The 16196-nt window shown below is 50.9% G+C and carries 12 protein-coding genes; 6 read left to right on the forward strand and 6 right to left on the reverse strand.

Annotation, left to right across the window (positions count from 1 at the left end):
* The first annotated feature begins 1 nt into the window (after nucleotide 1).
* The 6 genes from M0L20_RS04295 (at nucleotide 2) to M0L20_RS04320 (ending at nucleotide 9053) form a co-directional block, all read left to right on the forward strand.
* Complete coding sequence (locus tag M0L20_RS04295) at nucleotides 2-1522, forward strand: RagB/SusD family nutrient uptake outer membrane protein (RefSeq protein ID WP_232559626.1); 1521 nt, start codon at nucleotides 2-4, stop codon at nucleotides 1520-1522.
* A gap of 120 nt (nucleotides 1523-1642) precedes the next feature.
* Nucleotides 1643-3934 (forward strand): GH92 family glycosyl hydrolase, encoded by a 2292-nt coding sequence (locus M0L20_RS04300; protein ID WP_248475866.1) that lies wholly within the window; start codon nucleotides 1643-1645, stop codon nucleotides 3932-3934.
* 220 nt (nucleotides 3935-4154) lie between these two features.
* On the forward strand, nucleotides 4155-4715 hold the full coding sequence (locus M0L20_RS04305; protein WP_232559628.1) for an RNA polymerase sigma factor: 561 nt from the start codon (nucleotides 4155-4157) through the stop codon (nucleotides 4713-4715).
* Nucleotides 4712-5527: an anti-sigma factor gene (locus tag M0L20_RS04310; RefSeq protein WP_248475867.1), complete on the forward strand. Its 816-nt coding sequence runs from the start codon at nucleotides 4712-4714 to the stop codon at nucleotides 5525-5527. The genes M0L20_RS04305 and M0L20_RS04310 overlap by 4 nt, the downstream gene beginning before the upstream one ends.
* Before the next feature lie 125 nt (nucleotides 5528-5652).
* Nucleotides 5653-6180 (forward strand): peptide-methionine (R)-S-oxide reductase MsrB, encoded by a 528-nt coding sequence (msrB, locus tag M0L20_RS04315; RefSeq protein ID WP_232559630.1) that lies wholly within the window; start codon nucleotides 5653-5655, stop codon nucleotides 6178-6180.
* Between the two features lie 281 nt (nucleotides 6181-6461).
* Entirely contained in the window at nucleotides 6462-9053 is a 2592-nt protein-coding gene (locus M0L20_RS04320; RefSeq protein ID WP_232559631.1) for a penicillin-binding protein 1A, read from the forward strand.
* A 53-nt stretch (nucleotides 9054-9106) separates the two neighbouring features.
* On the opposite strand, the gene M0L20_RS04325 is transcribed toward M0L20_RS04320, so the two are convergent.
* The 6 genes from M0L20_RS04325 to M0L20_RS04350 form a co-directional block, all read right to left on the reverse strand.
* Nucleotides 9107-11362 carry a TonB-dependent receptor gene (locus M0L20_RS04325; RefSeq protein WP_248475868.1) on the reverse strand — a complete coding sequence of 752 codons (2256 nt, stop codon included), beginning with the start codon at nucleotides 11360-11362 and terminating at the stop codon, nucleotides 9107-9109.
* Nucleotides 11363-11470: 108 nt separating this feature from the next.
* Nucleotides 11471-12601: a cellulase family glycosylhydrolase gene (locus tag M0L20_RS04330; RefSeq protein WP_248475869.1), complete on the reverse strand. Its 1131-nt coding sequence runs from the start codon at nucleotides 12599-12601 to the stop codon at nucleotides 11471-11473.
* A 46-nt stretch (nucleotides 12602-12647) separates the two neighbouring features.
* Complete coding sequence (locus M0L20_RS04335; RefSeq protein ID WP_248475870.1) at nucleotides 12648-13841, reverse strand: aldose epimerase family protein; 1194 nt, start codon at nucleotides 13839-13841, stop codon at nucleotides 12648-12650.
* Nucleotides 13842-13925: 84 nt separating this feature from the next.
* Nucleotides 13926-14954: a glycoside hydrolase family 43 protein gene (locus tag M0L20_RS04340; protein ID WP_435531819.1), complete on the reverse strand. Its 1029-nt coding sequence runs from the start codon at nucleotides 14952-14954 to the stop codon at nucleotides 13926-13928.
* 201 nt (nucleotides 14955-15155) lie between these two features.
* Nucleotides 15156-15671: a Fur family transcriptional regulator gene (locus M0L20_RS04345; protein ID WP_248475872.1), complete on the reverse strand. Its 516-nt coding sequence runs from the start codon at nucleotides 15669-15671 to the stop codon at nucleotides 15156-15158.
* A gap of 131 nt (nucleotides 15672-15802) precedes the next feature.
* Nucleotides 15803-16153 carry a DUF6686 family protein gene (locus M0L20_RS04350; RefSeq protein WP_248475873.1) on the reverse strand — a complete coding sequence of 117 codons (351 nt, stop codon included), beginning with the start codon at nucleotides 16151-16153 and terminating at the stop codon, nucleotides 15803-15805.
* Nucleotides 16154-16196 lie beyond the last annotated feature (43 nt).

Below are 16196 nucleotides of genomic sequence, written 5' to 3' on the forward strand. Positions count from 1 at the left end.
AATGACAGCAACTCGTATGAAAAAATACATGCAATCCATAAGTCGAGTAGCCGTGTGCGGAGCTGTTATGCTCAGCGCGTTTGGTTGTTCGGATTACCTGGAGGAGGTCAACAAATCCAACTTCACCCAGGGCAGTTACTTTACATCAGCGAGCCAGGCTCAGTCGGCTATCGACGGGCTGTACGCTGGCCTACGGATGTTCAACACCGACAACGGCTACGGTGAGCGTCCGTGGGTATCGCTGGAGCTGATCAACGGTCACGCGTCAACGCTGGGCCAAAGCTTCTTTAACAGCCAGTTCATTAACCAAACGGCGGATGCGGCCAACCCGCCCTTCCGGACGATCTGGCAAAGCAGCTACAACACCATTGGCAGCGCGAACCTGGCAATTCAACGGATTCCGTCGATTTCGATGGATGAGTCGCAGAAAAAATCGTTGCTCGGTCAGGCGTATTTTATGCGCGCTTTCTTCTACTATCATCTGGTGCGGTTGTACGGCGATGTCCCGCTCATCACCACACCGATTGATGCGTCGAGCGCTGACCTGTACCCTGCGCGGTCTCCCCAGGAAGATGTGTACAAACTGATCGTGAGTGATTTGACCACCGCCGAACAGGCTGGTCTGCCGGTGTCTGACCAAACGGGCCGTATCACCGTGGGTGCCGTGAAATCGCTGCTGTCGAGCGTATATCTGACCATGGCTGGTTATCCGCTGCAAAAGACAGAGAACTACGCGCTAGCAGCCGCTAAAGCCAAAGAGGTAATCGACTCGAAGGTTTATCCGCTGTTCACGTCGTACGAATACCTGCACGATAACGCGCACAAAAACCAGGGTGAGTTGATCCTACAGGCGCAGTACGCAACGGGTATCGCTACCAACTCGATCAGTGCGCTGGTCATTCCTTACTTCGCCCGGATCTCGGTATACGGTGACGAATACGGTGCGATCATTCCGACGGAAGGGTTTTACAACACCTACGAGCCAGGCGATTTGCGCGCGCAGGAACGGCAGTTCTATTTCACGCAATACCCGTCGATCAGCGACACGACCCAGATCGTGAAGTTCGGTGTTCACGCGCTTTACAAGTATTTCCACAAGGAAAGCGCCCTGAACCGCAACGTGAATACCGACGAAAACTGGACGCTGCTCCGCTTGCCCGAAGTGATGCTGATCTACGCCGAAGCGTCGAACGAAGTAAGCGGACCTACGCAACTGGCATACGATCAGGTAAACGCTATTCGCGCGCGGGCTCAGCTGAAACCACTGACGGGTCTTAGCAAAGATCAGTTCCGCGAAGCAATCTGGAAAGAGCGCTACCACGAACTGGCGTACGAGAACAAAGCGTACTTCGATACGCAACGGACCCGGAAGGTATACGATGTTGTCAACAACAGAATGGTCGATGCGATCGGTTTCAAAAACGAAAGCGGTGCGACATTCACCGAAAAATACCTGCTGTGGGGCCTTCCGCAGTATGATATCAATAACAACAAAAAGCTCACGCAAAACCCAGGCTGGTAAGGCGTAGCGACTTTTGCTGAATAATGTAGGGTAAATCAAGTCACATTGGTTTACCCTACTTTTTATCGACTAATCTTCATTTCGCTTACTTTCGCCTGACGCTACGACGTTCAGATCGATATGATAAAAAAATATATTTGTTTGCTTTTGGGGGTATCGCTGGCAACTACCGCCTACCCACAATCCAAAACGCAGTCAACCGACTGGGTTGAGCTGGTCAATCCAATCATTGGCACCGATTCGAAGCCGAGCCTGTCGAACGGCAATACCTATCCGGCGATTGCACTCCCCTGGGGTATGAATTTCTGGATGCCTCAGACGGGCAAAATGGGCGATGGATGGGCGTATACCTATGCCGCTGACAAGATCCGGGGCTTTAAGCAAACGCACCAGCCCTCCCCCTGGATGAACGATTACGGCCAGTTTTCCATCATGCCCGTTACGGGTAAGTTACGGGTCGATCAGGACGAACGCGCCAGCTGGTATTCGCACAAAGCCGAAGTTGCCAAACCTTACTACTACAGCGTATACCTGGCTGATCACGACGTAACGACCGAGATAGCACCTACCGAACGAGCCGCCAGCTTTCGCTTTACGTTCCCCAAAACCGATAGCTCATTCGTCGTCATCGACGCGTTCGACAAGGGCTCGTACATCAAAGTATTGCCGAAAGAGCGAAAGATCATCGGCTACACGACCCGGAACAGCGGTGGCGTACCCAAAAATTTCAAGAACTACTTCGTCATCTATTTCGACAAACCGTTCAGTTCAGCCCAAACCTGGCGCGACAAGCGGCTGGTCAGCGACTCACTGGAATTAACGGCCAACCACGCGGGTGCTGCTATCGGTTTCAAAACCGCCAAAGGCGAACAGGTTCAGGCGCGTATTGCGTCGTCGTTTATCAGTTTCGAACAGGCCGAGCTGAATCTGAAAGAAATCGGTACCGATTCGTTTGATGCCGTCAAGCAAAAAGCCAAAGCGGCCTGGAATAAAGAGCTAAGCCGGATTCAGGTCGAAGGCGGATCACTCGCCCAGCAGCAAACCTTTTACTCTTGTCTGTATCGTTCCCTGTTGTTTCCCCGCAAGTTTTTTGAGTTCGACGCCAACAAAAAAGTCGTTCACTACAGCCCCTACAATGGTCAGGTATTACCGGGGTATATGTTTACCGACACGGGTTTCTGGGATACGTTCCGGTCGCTGTTCCCGTTCCTGAACCTGATGTACCCGTCGCTGAACGCACAGATGCAGGAAGGACTAGCGAATGCGTACAAAGAAGGCGGCTGGCTGCCTGAGTGGGCCAGTCCGGGTCTGCGGAGCGTTATGGTAGGGTCCAATTCGGCGTCGGTCATCGCCGATGCGTATTTGAAAGGTGGTCGCGGTTACGACATCAACACGCTTTACGAAGCAGTCTTGAAAAACTCGGAAAATGAAGGGCCGATGGATGCCGTTGGCCGTCGCGGTGTGCAGTACTACAACAAGTTAGGCTACGTACCCTACGACGTAAAGATCAACGAGAATGCCGCCCGTACCCTGGAATACGCTTACGACGATTTCGCGATTTACCAGTTGGCAAAGGCCCTGAAACGCCCTCAGGCCGAAATCGACCGCTTCGCCAAACGCTGCCAGAACTACCGCAACCTCTTCGACAAACAAAGCGGATGGATGCGCGGTAAAAACGAGGACGGTTCGTTCCAGTCGCCTTTTAACCCGTTCAAATGGGGCGATGCGTTTACGGAAGGCAACAGCTGGCACTACACCTGGTCGGTTTTTCACGACGTACAAGGCTTGATCAACCTGATGGGTGGTCAGCAGAAATTTGTTGCCAAACTCGATTCGGTCTTCACAACACCACCCGTGTACGATGAAAGCTACTACCGGAGTGTTATTCACGAAATTCGGGAAATGCAGATTGCCAACATGGGTCAGTATGCGCACGGTAACCAACCGATTCAGCACATGATTTACCTGTACAACTACGCAGGCGAACCCTGGAAAGCACAGTACTGGCTACGCGAAGTTATGAACCGTCTGTATCTACCAACCCCCGATGGCTACTGTGGCGATGAAGACAACGGACAAACATCAGCCTGGTACGTCTTTACAGCAATGGGTTTCTACCCCGTTTGTCCCGCAACCGATCAGTACGTTATTGGCGCTCCTTTGTTCAAGAAGGTTACCGCAACGCTGGAGAACGGCAAAAAGGTCGTCATCAACGCCCCGGCAAACAGCGACTCGAACCGCTATATCAACGCCCTGCGGTTGAATGGCAAGTCATACGACAAAAACTGGCTGAGCCATCAGGGGTTGCTTCAGGGAGCCACTATCGATGTTGATATGTCAGCGACGCCTAACAAACAGCGTGGAACGCAAGCAGCTGCTTTTCCTTTTTCCATCTCGGCCAAACAAGACTAATTAACTAGCCGTAATCCTGGGGAGCTTGCCGTCAGGATTACGGCTCTTTTCAACTAGATTTTAGCGGAAATACGGGTTAATCCTACACAGCCATCTAATAAATATTCTGAACCTAGCTACAAAACTTCCTATCATTAGTTTACTCTAAAGACTTCGTTTTCGATTAAGCGTTTGTTCGTATATAGTTTCTATTATATTTGGCCTATCTAACCTTATTTGTGTGAAACGTCAGTCATCTTTAGTATCGGAAAGTGTCCTGATCGACAAGCTTACAAAGCGCGATGAGCAGGCTTTCCATTGGCTGTACGATCAATACTCGCCCGCTCTCTACGGCGTCGTTCTGCGCATTGTTCGTGATGAGGAACACGCCCAGGACCTTGTGCAGGATATTTTCGTAAAAATCTGGAAAAATCTGGATGCTTACGATTCCAGTAAAGGTCGCCTGTTCACTTGGATGCTCAATGTAGCGCGTAATACAGCCATCGACGCGCTTCGTGCGAGAAAAACGCAACCTTCTCCTTCCAACGCAATCCGAACCGACGAAGAGAACGTACATATTGTTGATCGTCAGCACAACACCGAACAGCCCAATCCTGAACACATCGGAATCAAGGATGTTGTGAGTCAATTGCGGCCCGAACGCAGGCAGTTAATCGATCTGGTATACTTTGGGGGATATACCCACGAAGAAGCCGCCGACGAACTAAATCTACCGCTTGGTACAGTGAAAACCCGTATCAGAGCTGCCCTGCAAGAACTAAAACAATTATTCAAATCATGAACATACCGGAGTATTTAGCGTCAGGCATTCTAGAATCTTACGTTGTGGGCGCAGTAAGCGACCAGGAGCGACGTGAGGTCAATTGCTTGGCGGCTATTTACCCTGAGATTCAGCAGGAGTTGGATCTGTTGAGTCTATCCATCGAAAATTACGCTTTATTGCACAGCGTCGAGCCACCAATCGAACTCAAGTCGCGGATTATGGCTCAGCTTTCTTTCGAGAAGATCGACGATCCGATTATTCGGCCAATGCCCGTCGATTACAGTACCGACCGTCCAACGTTCAAAGCAACCTGGATTGTGGCTGCGTCGGTAGGCTTACTCCTGCTTGCTTTCTCGTTTTTCCTGCTGTCGCAGTTACGAACGACTCAGGATACACTTGCTCAACTACAATCCGCAAAAGATTCCCTTCAACAGGAAGTTGGCCAACTAAAAAATACGCAGGACTACAGCAACCAGGCACTGGCTTTGTTCCGGCAGCCCGGCACGCGTACGCTCGAACTACGGGGTAATGAAAAGGCTCCTAACGGCGATATGCTGGTATTCTGGAACGCTAAAACCCATCAGGTAGCCGTCGAAGTCCGTTCGCTACCGCCCTTGCGTCCCGATCAGCAATACCAGCTTTGGTCGCTGGTAGGTGGGAAACCCGTTGATGCAGGGGTGTTTAATGCGGATGGAACCAATGCGCTTCTTCAACAGCTTAATCGTCCCATTGATCGTGCTGACGCCTTTGCGGTAACGATTGAAAAACGCGGTGGTAGCCCTACCCCCACCCTGTCAACCCTGCTGGCAATGAGTCCGGTAGACGCCTGAACGATAGCTCTGTCATTTTTGTTTTTATACTGAAAGCATCGAGACGTTTTCTTTATGCCGATCATTGGCGTGTCGGCTGGTCAGGTTTCGGTATCTACTTTCCTTTTTCTGGCAACTTCCAACCTATGAAAAACAAGCTAATTCTATTAGTACCATTCTGTCTTTTGACGGGCTTCCTGTTTCTGAACGCTTCTAGTACACCATCGTTTGATCAACCAGTTAATCAGTCGAAGCGTCTGGTTGACGACAAACCCCAGGCGGGAAAACGCGTTGTTAAAACAGACGCGGAATGGAAGAAGACCCTGACTCCCGATCAGTATGCGGTCCTGCGGGAGCACGGTACAGAACGGGCTTTTACCAGTCCGCTGAACGATATCCATGATCGTGGCGTATTCTACTGCGCGGCCTGCCATAACCCGCTTTTCTCATCGACCACAAAGTTTAACTCCGGTACGGGTTGGCCGAGTTTTTATACCCCCATCGCGAAGAATGCCGTTAAAGAAAACGTGGATAAAAGCTACGGGATGGTTCGAACGGAAGTCCTCTGTAATGTCTGCGGTGGCCACCTCGGTCACGTCTTCGATGATGGTCCTAAACCAACCGGGCTCCGCTATTGCATGAACGGTGTAGCAATGACGTTCGAGAAAAAGTAAAAGCAGCTTTATTTTGAAAAGGAGACAAGAAAGCAAAGACCTTTTTATAGCGTTGCTTTCTTGTCTCCTTTTTTCTTAAAGAGAAACCCTCATTATTAACCGAGTTGTAGCAACAGCCGGATTCCTGTATATCACATCGGCTGAAAATCCGTTATATTTGAAGCTCGGCGATGATTCGACGTACGCAACGCTAGTAGGGCAAATTGACTAAGTAGCACCAATGCGGAGCGTTCATCGTAACAATTTCATCCCATAACCGAGAACTTACCGAATTAAAACGCATGAGTGAAAATAGGGAGCGATTCCGCGCTGTCCGGCACGCGTTTGGAGCGTTTCGGCGACGAATTCGACACCGCCGGTCGCAACTTGGCGATGTTAGACGCGGGGTCGGTCAACGTATCTACCGGCAAACGGCACGCATCGCCGGTGAAGAGCGAGTCAGTTCGTGGGTCACAACGTATCGCAGCTATCGTGGCCGTCTACGCTCATTTGTTCACCAATACATCGACCCTGACGCCTGGTACTACCCCTACCTTAAATTTGGGGTAAAGGGTAGCTTGATTACTGCACTGGCACTGGGTTTTTACGTGTTCATTCTCAATTACAATTTCCTGTACCTGACCGGCGAAATACCCAGCGTAGAGGAATTGAAAAACCCCAAGCTGAACCAATCGTCGGAGATCTACTCGCAGGATGGGGTGATGATCGGCAAGTTCTACGCCGAAAACCGGACACCGATCAAGTTTGAAAACATTCCAAAACCACTGATTAACGCGCTCATCGCCACCGAAGATGCGCGGTTTTACGATCACGGTGGCGTCGATCCGCGCGCCATTGGTCGGGCAATGATCAGCTTCGGACGTGAAGGGGGCGGTTCGACCATTACGCAGCAATTAGCCAAAAACCTGTTCAAGACGCGCCGTAAATCGAACTCGGGCCTGCTGACCCGCATTCCGTTTATTCGAAAAGTCATTTATAAGTCGAAGGAATGGCTGATGGCGCTGAAGCTGGAGCGTAACTTTTCGAAAGAAGAGATTATCACGTATTATTTCAACACTGTCGATTTTGGAAGCAACGCGTTTGGTTTAAAAACAGCGGCCCGCACCTTCTTCAACAAAGCCCCCGATAGCCTGAATGTACAGGAAGGAGCGGTACTTGTTGGCTTGCAGAAAGCGACAACGAGTTATAACCCGCTCAAAAATCCCAAGCGTTCCAAAGAGCGCCGGAACGTGGTGTTGGGGCAGATGGCGAAGTACAAGTACCTGACCAACGTTCAGGCTGATTCGATCAGCGCGCTTCCTCTCGTAACGGATTTCACTCCGGAGAACCCTTACTCAGGCCCCGCCAGCTATCTTAAAAATGCGGTGCAGGATTATGTAAAACGGTGGGGGGAAGAAAACGGCTACGATTTGTACACCGATGGTTTACGGATCGTCACTACGGTTGATTCCCGGATGCAGAAATACGCCGAAGAAGCGACCGACGAGAAAATGAAGCAGTTGCAGCGGACGTTTGACAACCACTGGCGCGGACGCAATCCCTGGACCGACGAGGATGGCAATGAACTGCCGGGATTCATTGATTCGGTAGCCAGACGCACCGAACGCTACAAAACCTTGAGCCGTCGCTTTTTGCCCCTGTACCCCGACTCGATCATGTACTATATGAAAAATAAGAAGTACAAGATGCGGGTATTCAGTTGGACCAGCAAGCGCGGCTACGATTCTACCGAAATGACGCCCTACGACTCCATTGCTTATTACAAGCATTTTTTGCAGTCGGGCATGGTGGCGATGGACCCGCATACGGGTTACATCCGGGCCTGGGTCGGCGGTCTGGACTACGATTATTTCAAATACGATCACGTCAAACAGGGCAAGCGACAGCCCGGTTCTACGTTTAAACCGTTCGTATACACCGCTGCTATCGACGATACGTTGGTCAACCTCAGCCCCTGCGACCGGGTTCAGGATCGACCGTTCCGGAAAGAGTTTATTAATGCGGAGGGTAAAGAAGACGTATGGGAGCCACGCAACTCAACGGGTTACTATACGTATTCGAACATGACCCTGCGCCGGGCGCTGGCTCGTTCGGTGAACTCAATCACGGCTCAATTAACAGACCGCGTCACACCGGAACGCGTGGCGGAGTACGCACACCGAATGGGTATTAAAAGCCGGCTGGATGCGGTACCTTCCATTGGCCTGGGCTCGTCGGATGTATCGCTCTATGAGCTTGTCGGCGCTTACTGTACCTTTGTCAATGATGGCCAATCGATTGAACCCATGATTGTGCAGCGCATCGAAGACCGCGATGGTAATGTTATCGAAACGTTCACATCAAAACAAAAACAGGCCATCAGTCCGGAATCAGCCTTTCTGATGCGGTACATGCTCCAGGGTGGTTTGCAGGAATCGGGCGGTACATCGCAGAACCTGTGGTCATTCGATCTGTTTAAAAACCGCAATGAAATCGGAGCCAAAACCGGCACAACCTCCAATAACTCCGACGGCTGGTTTGTTGCGGTATCCGATAAACTGGTCGTTGGCGCCTGGGTTGGTGGCGACGACCGGAGTATACACTTCCGCTCTACCGACCTCGGCGAAGGGGCAAAGACCGCCTTACCACTGGTAGGCGAGTTTTTAGAGAAAGTATACGCCGATCCGAAGTTCAAAAACCTACAGGGCCCACTAGCAAAGCCATCCTTCTCGGTTGCGAAGAACTATCTGAACTGCGGTCCTTCGGGTGATGAAGAAAGTACCGAAGAGTCTGATTCAACGGATACGGGCGAAGTCGGTGATTCAACCTTTGTGCCAACGGTTCCGGCCCCTGATGCAACGGCTCCTCCCGATACAACGGGCAGGTCATTGTAATCACACGGTACTAAAAAAGGCAAGAATCGATTCTTGCCTTTTTTAGTACCGTACTACCAGAACCAGGTTAAACTCAGCCGGGCAAAAAACGGCGTTCCGGGTGTGAAGTGAATTTCATCGACGGGTGCGGCTTCCCCCTGTAATCGGCTTTCCGTAGCAAACTGCGTTTCTTTCCAGCGCGTGTTGAGAAGATTCTGAATGGACAAGCCGACGTTGTAATTTCGCTTTGTGTAGTTAGCCTGTAAATCTGTAACAAAATAGGCTTGAGCCACGATAGAATTATCCTCATTAGCGGGCCGACTGCCTATGTACCGGTACCGGATAGACCCATTTAACCCCGAACTTGTTTGCAACGACAACCCACCCGTTGACGTAAACGTGGGCGCAAGGGGCAGGTAATTCTGGCCTGCTTCGACACCGATGGCGCGGGGCCGGGCTGTGTTCAGGTCTACATCAGCGTATACGTTTTTGGTGAGTTGGTAGCGGGCCGACACATCAATTCCCTGCCTCCGGGAGCGACCACTAGGCTCAACGACACCTTCGTCACCGACGTACACAAACTCCTGCTCTAACCACAGGTACCAGGCAGCGGCATTGATCAATAGTCTGGGAAACGGCTTTACAATCACGCCCAGATCAGAGCCGTAAGCACCCGGTAAAATTTCGCGTCCGTCCTGAGCAACTACAACGCGCGCATCGTTTGAGTGGAAGCCTTTGCCCGTGTTAAGATAGAGTTGAAAGCGAGGATTTAGTGTGTAATACAGATTCAGTTTCGGCGATACGATAGCCTGTGTAGCCCGTTTGGTCAATGCAGGTGTGGTCAGTAAGTCTTCGTACTGGCTGCGGAAGTAATCGAGACGAACGCCCGCGTTGAGTGAGAAGTGGTCCGAAAACTGAATCAGCTCATCGGCATAGGCAGCCGCATTGATTTCATTAACATTGCCAAACTGAACCGGGTTGAGCGTTTCGACACGGTTTTTCGTATGCGACAACTCCGTGTGATGGGTGATATCCTGCCGGTATTGAGCGCCCAAAGTCGTAGTCCATCGGCTTTTTCCGAGGTAAGTCTGCGCCGAATAACTCCCATTATAACCGAACAGATTACGGTGTTCTTTCTGCCGAATCTGGTCACCGTTAATGCTGTCGTTCCGGAAAAACGTAAAGTTGGAATACAGCTCGAAATTGTAGTTGCTGTAAAAAAACTGATTTTTGATAACGTGGTTTTTCGGTGTCACCGTTACCAATTGCGCATTGACGTTGGTACGGCTGGTTTCTCCACCCTCAGTCGGATCGATAGAACCAAACCAGCCAATCAGTCCCGATTCAACCGCCCGGTCGGGAATCTGGCCGGAGTGATTCCATTTACTCCAGAACGTCGATCCGGTCAGCGTCAGGTTTGTATTTGGCGTAAGGTGTCCGTGGTACTTGCCAACCACGTTTAGCCGCTTGAAGTGCTGCGGATTGTCAAAATACGAATCCGAATACGAGTACTCCGAAGCGAGGTAAGCCGACTGATTCTTTGCGCGTCCCCGCTGCCCCAGTAAGTCCAGTCCAGCAACGGCGCGATAGGTATTGTATTGTCCGGCTTCCAGTTTCACAAAAGAGCGGTCCAGCGCGGTTTTCGTTCGAAAATCGACCCAACCGGCTGTAGCCAGGTTACCCTTATCAGTCGTATACGGTCCTTTCTTAAAGTCTGCTCCTTCAACCAGTTCGGGAATAACAAAGTGTAAGTCAGCATACCCCTGCCCGTGCGCGTGCGACACCATATTGACGGGCATTCCGTCAACCGTCAGCCGAATGTCGGTTCCGTGGTCGAGATCGAAGCCACGCAGGAAGATTTGCTCGGCCTTCCCCCCGCCCGCATGCTGACCAATAAACAAACCGGGGACCAGACGCAAAATTTCCTGGGAGTTGACTATCGGGCGCAGTTTAATGTCCAGACTACTAATCAATTGCTGGTCGTGCGCCCGCTGTGAGGACACGACCACTTCGCTTAGCTCCACAGAGGCACCCGTGAGATACGCTTTCAGCGAGGTCGTCTGATCATCAAGCACCACTACGGCTATTGTCTGCGTCTTAAAGCCCAGATGCGATAGCTCTATCTTGTAAGGAGCGGCTACCAGTCCAGTAAACCGAAACTGGCCTAACTCATTGGTCAACGTAGCTTTGCCTAAACCGGTTAATTGCACTGTCACACCACGCAACGGCACGTTCGTCGTTTGATCATAAACAACGCCCGAAATACCGCCCAGGTGAGCGTACGCCTGCAAACTGATCAAGACAAGAAATAAAGGCAGAAATCTCCGCATAAAACAACAGTATGTACTTTTTTACAAAGGTAGAGCTTGTTTGCCGCAAAAAACTAGGCCAGACGAAACGCCTGGCCTAGTTAGTCTATATTTGAATAGTTTTGCGGCTTATTTACCCGTTGCCTGTTTAATAGCAGCGACTTCAGCCGGATCGACGGGCGTACCATCCTGCTTGAACACTTCGTGGAACCAGATTGCCGGCTCTCGCCCATTGACGTAGGGCTTCTGCCAGCTATCCCAGGGAAGGAACGTCTGCGTTTTACCAGCAACAAACCCCCAGTTGATCATGCCTATCTTTGCTTTTTTAGCGATGGGCAGGTGTGTCTGGAATTTGCTGTTCACCCCCCGCGCCATGTATTCGGTGCAGATGACCGGACGGCCCATCGATTGCAGCGCTGGAATAACTTTCTCCAATTCTGTCGGATTCGAGTATTGATGGAACGTGATAATGTCCGAGTTTTCAAATTGCACCTTTTCCATTGGCGTCCATTTTTCCGGATTCTGCCAGTCGGCTGGACCCCGATACACCCACACGCCCGACGTCAACGGCTGTGAGGCACCAGCAGCCCGCACCCATTGAAAGACGTGGGGTAACAGGTTGGTCACAATGGCTACTTTGTTTGCCGGTTCGATGTTTTTCTCGTTCTTCCCGTAGCTGTTGTCGTTCGTGTTGTCCGGCTCATTCCAGAGATCCCAGGCTAGTATCCGCTTGTCGTTCTTAAACGCGCTGACAACACCTTTAACGTAGGTTTCCAGACGGGGATATTGTGATACATCGGTCAAAGCCGCAGCTCCCGGACTTTGTACCCAGCCGGAATTGTGAATACCGGGTACCGGCTCATGCTGCTTGCCCAGTTTTGGGTACGGGTCCCAGCACGAGTCGAACAAGACCAGCATCGGGCGGATTTTATGCTTGGCGCAAATGCCTAAAAACTGATCCAGCCGTTTGGTAAAACCCGCCGGGTCCTGCCAGAGCAGATCATGCAAAAAAACCCGCATGGTATTCATCCCAATGCTCTCGGCCATTGCCAGCTCTTTGTCAATCGTTGCCGGGTCAAAGCTTTCGGCCTGAAACATTTCCAGCTCGTTGATCGCATTAGCCGGTCCGTAGTTTGACCCGACCAGAAATGGTTCTTTCGCGTACCACGCCTTTGCCTTCTCGGCTGACCAGCGGGCATCCTTTTGTCCAAAAGCACTAAACGCGACGACCAGACAGACTATAATTAATAAACGCTTCATGATTGAGTAAGAAAGAAGTTCTTGAACTGTCGGCATTCATTGTCAATTACTTGACCGTCGAAAACCGATACTCCGTCGTCTGACTGTAGGTCTGACCGGGTTTCAGGATTGTAGTTGGATACGATGGATGGTTCGGCGAATCGGGATAGTGCTGCGTTTCCATGGCAAAAGCACCCCTGTAGACGGTTGGTTTACCGTACTTACCGATGTCCGTGCCTTTGAAGAAGTTGCCACCGTAGAACTGCATGGCAGGCTCGGTCGTCAGCACCTGCATCTTGATGCCCGATTTATCACCAATCACTTCGGCAGCGGTCGTCATTTCGCCCGGCTTGGTTTTGTTTAGTACCCAGTTGTGGTCGTACCCACCGGCGAATGTAAGCTGTTCGTTTTTCTCGTTCACGCGCGCACCAATGGCGGTCGGTTTCCGAAAATCAAAGGGCGTTCCTTCCACAGAAACGGGTTCACCTTGTGGGATAAGCCCTTTGTCAACCACGGAATATTTATCGGCATTGATCATTACTACGTGATCGTTGACGGTGCCGCTTCCTTCCCCGTTCAGGTTGAAGAACCCGTGACTGGTTGGGTTGTACGGTGTTGCTTTGTCCGTTTTGCCCGAGTAAACAATTTTCAGGGCATCATCATCGGTCAGCGAGAACGTCACCTTGGTTGTTACCGTACCCGGAAAACCACCTTCGCCATCTTTCGAGACGTAAGTCATTTCAACGGTTTTATCATCCACCTGCTTGGCATCCCAAACGTGGTTATGGAAACCGCTCGGTCCACTGTGCAGCGTATTGCCGTTGTTATTTAATTCGAGTGAATACGGTTTACCGTCCAGCGTAAATTTCCCTTTTGCGATCCGGTTGCCAAACCGCCCCACGACGGGACCAAAAAAAGCGCCATCCGGTTTTTGATACTCCGCCACGGTCGAGAAACCAGGAGCGACATCGGTCATTTTTCCGTTTTTGTCCGGCACCAGTAAACCGACAATACGAGCGCCGTAATTGGAGATAGCAACCTGAATATCTTTATTTTTGAGAATGAACAGCTGGGCTTTTTTGCCTTCTACTTCGCCACCGAACGAAGCGGGATCAGGAAGTTTAGCGTCAATCATAGCGGTCGTATCACCGGTTGCTACGGCGACTGAATCGGTTGCTTTTTGTTCTGATTTGTTGGCGGGTTGACAGGCGTTCAGGCCGATCAGCGTGGCCGCAAGGACCGGAAGAATTAGTTTTTGCATTGGTTAGGAAATTGGATCTAAATAGGACAATGAAACTTGAACACGATGAAATCAGCTGGTTTAGGCAGCCAGTTCCACCGTTTGCTACTGTTCTGCGGGCACCGGAATGGGTACATTACCAACCGGTTTGCCAAAGTTAGGTGTTCCGTCGGCATTCCACGTAAAAGGCTGAATACGCGGGGCGCGTTTGTTGCCACAACCATCCGTAGCAGATGGGTTCGCGTGGTAGATCATCCAATCTTCCTTCCCGTTGGCCGACTGGAAAAATCCGCCGTGTCCCGGTGCCCATACGCCATTCTCCGGGGCTTGCGTAAACACAGGCTCCGGGCTCTTGGTCCAGCTAGCAGGGTTCAATAAATCGCCTTTGCCGTTGTACGTCAATAAGCCCAGGCAGTAATCGAGCCAGCAGGCGTTGGCCGAGTAAACAATGAACAGCTTATCGTTACGACGCAAGAACTCGGGTCCTTCGTTCACGTATATTTTGGGTACTTCCCCGTTTTTATGCCATTCCTGGGGTACATCCCCGTGCATTTCCCACGGCAGATCCGGCTGCGAAATCTTGACACGGTCACCGTCGATGGTCCAGGGATTTTTGAGCCGGGCAATGTAAATATCCTGCCGCCCATTTGTCGGTCCTTCCCAGCCCGACCAGCTCGCGTACAATTGTCCGTTGAAGTCAATCACCGACATATCGATTTCCCAGTGGTCATCTTTGTCGCCAATTTTTCCTTTCATTACCCACTCCCCCTGCATCGGATCGGCGGATTCGTTTTCGATTACCCATATGCGGTGCGACAGATTGTTGAGCGAGTCAGCGGAGAAATAAATGTACCAGCGTCCGTTAAAGGCATGAATTTCGGGTGCCCACAAATCCCTTGAATACCCTTGTCCGGTGGGCGGTGTGTAGACAACTTTCGATTCAGCCGTAGCCAGATCGGCCATGTTGCGGGTACGCCAAAGCGTCAGATTGCGTCCCGTTGTGTTCATGTAATAGTACCAACCGTCTTTTTGAAACACCCAGGGATCGGGGCCGGACGATTTGACGGGATTGGTAAATGTGCGTTGGGCCGTGGCGTAATGACTTAGGCCAACCAGCAAAAGAAGACAAAGCAGTTTGTATACATACGTTCCGGATCGAACGAGGACGACCGGAAAAGGCAGACGACTGGCTATGGGCCAGCCGAGGCAGTGTTGACGTACTTGCATAGAACAGGCAATCGGGTTTGTTAGGTAAAGACCGAAAGTGCCGATTTTACCCCGTTGCCTACCCCAGATAATTTGCGTATTGTTCTCCAACGATCAGACGGACGCTATCTAGATCGCATCGTTGCGTCTTTTTGCTACCTCCTGAGTAGCCTCATTCGGCTTCGTCTCGCATGAATCGTCGGTACATTGTCCGTAAAAAACCAGTGAGTGAGACTCTACTTCAAACTGCAACGCGTTACCAACATTCGTTTGAATCAAGTGCAGACGTGGGTCGCAGAATTCTTTTACCCGATGACAAACCGTACAGACCAAATGCGCGTGCTGTTGCCGTCCCAGCGATTTTTCATAGCGGCTTTTGCTGTTATCATCTTCGCCGAAGCGGTGTTTGCGAACCAATCCGCAATCCAGTAGCACATCAAGCGTGTTGTAGACCGTTGCACGGCTGACTCGATACGATTTCTGCTGCATCGCCTGAAACAATTCCTCCGCGTCGAAATGATCGTTTCGGGAATATACTTCTTCCAGTATGGCGAACCGCTCCCCCGACCGGCGCAAGCCTTTCGCGAGTAGCGACTTTTCCAGTTTTGCGCGTGCTGTGGCGAGTAATGATTGTGGTTCCTGCATGAACGTACGATTTATTCAGAAAGGAACTAGTCAAACGCCAGCTCCTTTGCTCATAACCTATGACTTGTCTCTAACTTGTAAATCACTAACTAACACGATCGTATCCGCTGATTCTCCCTGTTGAGAGGAAATCAGTTTTCCTGGCGATTATTTTCGGCTGATGTCTGTAAAATCGTATCCACTTCCTTCAACAGTTCCGCATCACTCATCATCTGGCATAGCTCCTCAATCTCCTCATCATTCAGCATCAGGTGATATTTGGGCATGGGCGTTTTCAGCAACCACTCTTTTCCATGCATCGTGTAGAAGGGACGCATACCAACCCGGTCGGCTATCGCCTGACGAAAGAGCGGAAACTCCTGATCCGACAGAATGAATAGCATATTCTTATAAGCCACATTGTAGGACTGACAACCGGCGCAATACCCGATATAACCGTTTTCCTGTTGAGTCAGGCACTTCAACTGATGCTGATGCTCCATATACGTTGTAACTGGTTGCTGATGGAAAACCCAGGTTAGTCTA

It is taken from the genome of Spirosoma liriopis (assembly GCF_023196085.1).
GTDB lineage: Bacteria > Bacteroidota > Bacteroidia > Cytophagales > Spirosomataceae > Spirosoma > Spirosoma oryzicola.

Coding starts and splice junctions, on each gene's coding strand:
- M0L20_RS04335 (WP_248475870.1), bottom strand. CDS start 13,841: ATGCAAAAACTAATTCTTCCGGTCCTTGCGGCCACGCTGATCGGCCTG.
- M0L20_RS04350 (WP_248475873.1), bottom strand. CDS start 16,153: ATGGAGCATCAGCATCAGTTGAAGTGCCTGACTCAACAGGAAAACGGT.
- msrB (WP_232559630.1), top strand. CDS start 5,653: ATGAAAAACAAGCTAATTCTATTAGTACCATTCTGTCTTTTGACGGGC.
- M0L20_RS04330 (WP_248475869.1), bottom strand. CDS start 12,601: ATGAAGCGTTTATTAATTATAGTCTGTCTGGTCGTCGCGTTTAGTGCT.
- M0L20_RS04295 (WP_232559626.1), top strand. CDS start 2: ATGACAGCAACTCGTATGAAAAAATACATGCAATCCATAAGTCGAGTA.
- M0L20_RS04300 (WP_248475866.1), top strand. CDS start 1,643: ATGATAAAAAAATATATTTGTTTGCTTTTGGGGGTATCGCTGGCAACT.
- M0L20_RS04310 (WP_248475867.1), top strand. CDS start 4,712: ATGAACATACCGGAGTATTTAGCGTCAGGCATTCTAGAATCTTACGTT.
- M0L20_RS04325 (WP_248475868.1), bottom strand. CDS start 11,362: ATGCGGAGATTTCTGCCTTTATTTCTTGTCTTGATCAGTTTGCAGGCG.
- M0L20_RS04320 (WP_232559631.1), top strand. CDS start 6,462: ATGAGTGAAAATAGGGAGCGATTCCGCGCTGTCCGGCACGCGTTTGGA.
- M0L20_RS04345 (WP_248475872.1), bottom strand. CDS start 15,671: ATGCAGGAACCACAATCATTACTCGCCACAGCACGCGCAAAACTGGAA.